The sequence below is a fragment of the Pseudomonas nitroreducens NBRC 12694 genome (assembly GCF_002091755.1).
GTDB classification, from domain to species: Bacteria; Pseudomonadota; Gammaproteobacteria; order Pseudomonadales; family Pseudomonadaceae; genus Pseudomonas; species Pseudomonas nitroreducens.
The window spans coordinates 1-3,006 of sequence record NZ_BDAI01000029.1 but is presented as its reverse complement, the minus strand read 5'-3'; the positions used below and the strand labels follow the sequence as shown (position 1 = coordinate 3,006).

Genomic DNA, 3,006 nt, shown 5'->3' with positions numbered 1-3,006 from the left:
GGGATAGGAGCTTGACGATGACCTACTCTCACATGGAGAAACTCCACACTACCATCGGCGATGCGTCGTTTCACTACTGAGTTCGGGATGGGATCAGGTGGTTCCAACGCTCTATGGTCGTCAAGCAATTCTTTAGGACGCTCGTGGCAGTTGCACACGCTCATCCAGATTCGGGTATGTGACAGGTAATTTGCGGTTCACACGAACTTTCGGTTCGTTACGTCTTCACCGTACAACACACAAATTGTTTGGGTGTTATATGGTCAAGCCTCACGGGCAATTAGTATCGGTTAGCTCAACGCCTCACAGCGCTTACACACCCGACCTATCAACGTCGTAGTCTTCGACGGCCCTTCAGGGGAATCAAGTTCCCAGTGAGATCTCATCTTGAGGCTAGTTTCCCGCTTAGATGCTTTCAGCGGTTATCTATTCCGAACATAGCTACCCGGCAATGCCACTGGCGTGACAACCGGAACACCAGAGGTTCGTCCACTCCGGTCCTCTCGTACTAGGAGCAGCCCCTCTCAAATCTCAAACGTCCACGGCAGATAGGGACCGAACTGTCTCACGACGTTCTAAACCCAGCTCGCGTACCACTTTAAATGGCGAACAGCCATACCCTTGGGACCGGCTTCAGCCCCAGGATGTGATGAGCCGACATCGAGGTGCCAAACACCGCCGTCGATATGAACTCTTGGGCGGTATCAGCCTGTTATCCCCGGAGTACCTTTTATCCGTTGAGCGATGGCCCTTCCATACAGAACCACCGGATCACTAAGACCTACTTTCGTACCTGCTCGACGTGTCTGTCTCGCAGTCAAGCGCGCTTTTGCCTTTATACTCTACGACCGATTTCCGACCGGTCTGAGCGCACCTTCGTACTCCTCCGTTACTCTTTAGGAGGAGACCGCCCCAGTCAAACTGCCCACCATACACTGTCCTCGATCCGGATAACGGACCAGAGTTAGAACCTCAAGCATGCCAGGGTGGTATTTCAAGGATGGCTCCACGCAGACTGGCGTCCACGCTTCAAAGCCTCCCACCTATCCTACACAAGCAGGCTCAAAGTCCAGTGCAAAGCTACAGTAAAGGTTCACGGGGTCTTTCCGTCTAGCCGCGGATACACTGCATCTTCACAGCGATTTCAATTTCACTGAGTCTCGGGTGGAGACAGCGCCGCCATCGTTACGCCATTCGTGCAGGTCGGAACTTACCCGACAAGGAATTTCGCTACCTTAGGACCGTTATAGTTACGGCCGCCGTTTACCGGGGCTTCGATCAAGAGCTTCGCTTTCGCTAACCCCATCAATTAACCTTCCGGCACCGGGCAGGCGTCACACCCTATACGTCCACTTTCGTGTTTGCAGAGTGCTGTGTTTTTAATAAACAGTCGCAGCGGCCTGGTATCTTCGACCGGCATGGGCTTACGTAGTAAATACTTCACCCTCGCCGGCGCACCTTCTCCCGAAGTTACGGTGCCATTTTGCCTAGTTCCTTCACCCGAGTTCTCTCAAGCGCCTTGGTATTCTCTACCCAACCACCTGTGTCGGTTTGGGGTACGGTTCCTAGTTACCTGAAGCTTAGAAGCTTTTCCTGGAAGCATGGCATCAACCACTTCATCATCTGAAAGATGACTCGTCATCAGCTCTCGGCATTAAGACCCCGGATTTACCTAAGATCTCTGCCTACCACCTTAAACTTGGACAACCAACGCCAAGCTGGCCTAGCCTTCTCCGTCCCTCCATCGCAGTAACTAGAAGTACAGGAATATTAACCTGTTTCCCATCGACTACGCTCTTCAGCCTCGCCTTAGGGACCGACTAACCCTGCGTCGATTAACGTTGCGCAGGAACCCTTGGTCTTTCGGCGTGGGAGTTTTTCACTCCCATTGTCGTTACTCATGTCAGCATTCGCACTTCTGATACCTCCAGCAAGCTTCTCAACTCACCTTCACAGGCTTACAGAACGCTCCTCTACCGCGCATCTTGCGATGCACCCGTAGCTTCGGTGTATGGTTTGAGCCCCGTTACATCTTCCGCGCAGGCCGACTCGACTAGTGAGCTATTACGCTTTCTTTAAAGGGTGGCTGCTTCTAAGCCAACCTCCTAGCTGTCTAAGCCTTCCCACATCGTTTACCACTTAACCATAACTTTGGGACCTTAGCTGACGGTCTGGGTTGTTTCCCTTTTCACGACGGACGTTAGCACCCGCCGTGTGTCTCCCACGCTGACACTTCCAGGTATTCGGAGTTTGCATCGGTTTGGTAAGTCGGGATGACCCCCTAGCCGAAACAGTGCTCTACCCCCTGGAGTGATACGTGAGGCGCTACCTAAATAGCTTTCGAGGAGAACCAGCTATCTCCGAGCTTGATTAGCCTTTCACTCCGATCCACAAGTCATCCCCTACCTTTTCAACGGGAGTGGGTTCGGTCCTCCAGTCAGTGTTACCTAACCTTCAACCTGCTCATGGATAGATCGCCCGGTTTCGGGTCTATACCCAGCGACTAATTCGCCCTATTAAGACTCGCTTTCGCTACGCCTTCCCTATTCGGTTAAGCTCGCCACTGAATATAAGTCGCTGACCCATTATACAAAAGGTACGCAGTCACCTAACAAAGTAGGCTCCCACTGCTTGTACGCATACGGTTTCAGGTTCTATTTCACTCCCCTCTCCGGGGTTCTTTTCGCCTTTCCCTCACGGTACTGGTTCACTATCGGTCAGTCAGTAGTATTTAGCCTTGGAGGATGGTCCCCCCATATTCAGACAAAGTTTCTCGTGCTCCGTCCTACTCGATTTCACTTCAAAGAACCTTTCACATACGGGGCTATCACCCACTATGGCCGCACTTTCCAGAGCGTTCTGTTAGATTCAAAGAAGCTTAAGGGCTAGTCCCCGTTCGCTCGCCACTACTAAGGGAATCTCGGTTGATTTCTTTTCCTCAGGGTACTTAGATGTTTCAGTTCCCCTGGTTCGCCTCTTACACCTATGTATTCAGTGCAAGATACC

Annotated in this window: 2 rRNA genes; both read right to left on the bottom strand. The window is 51.9% G+C overall.

Annotation, left to right across the window (positions count from 1 at the left end):
• Window positions 1–9 precede the first annotated feature (9 nt).
• Window positions 10–125, bottom strand: a 5S ribosomal RNA gene (gene rrf / locus PNI01S_RS28070).
• A gap of 134 nt (window positions 126–259) precedes the next feature.
• A 23S ribosomal RNA gene (locus PNI01S_RS28065) occupies window positions 260–3,006 on the bottom strand; the annotation flags it as partial.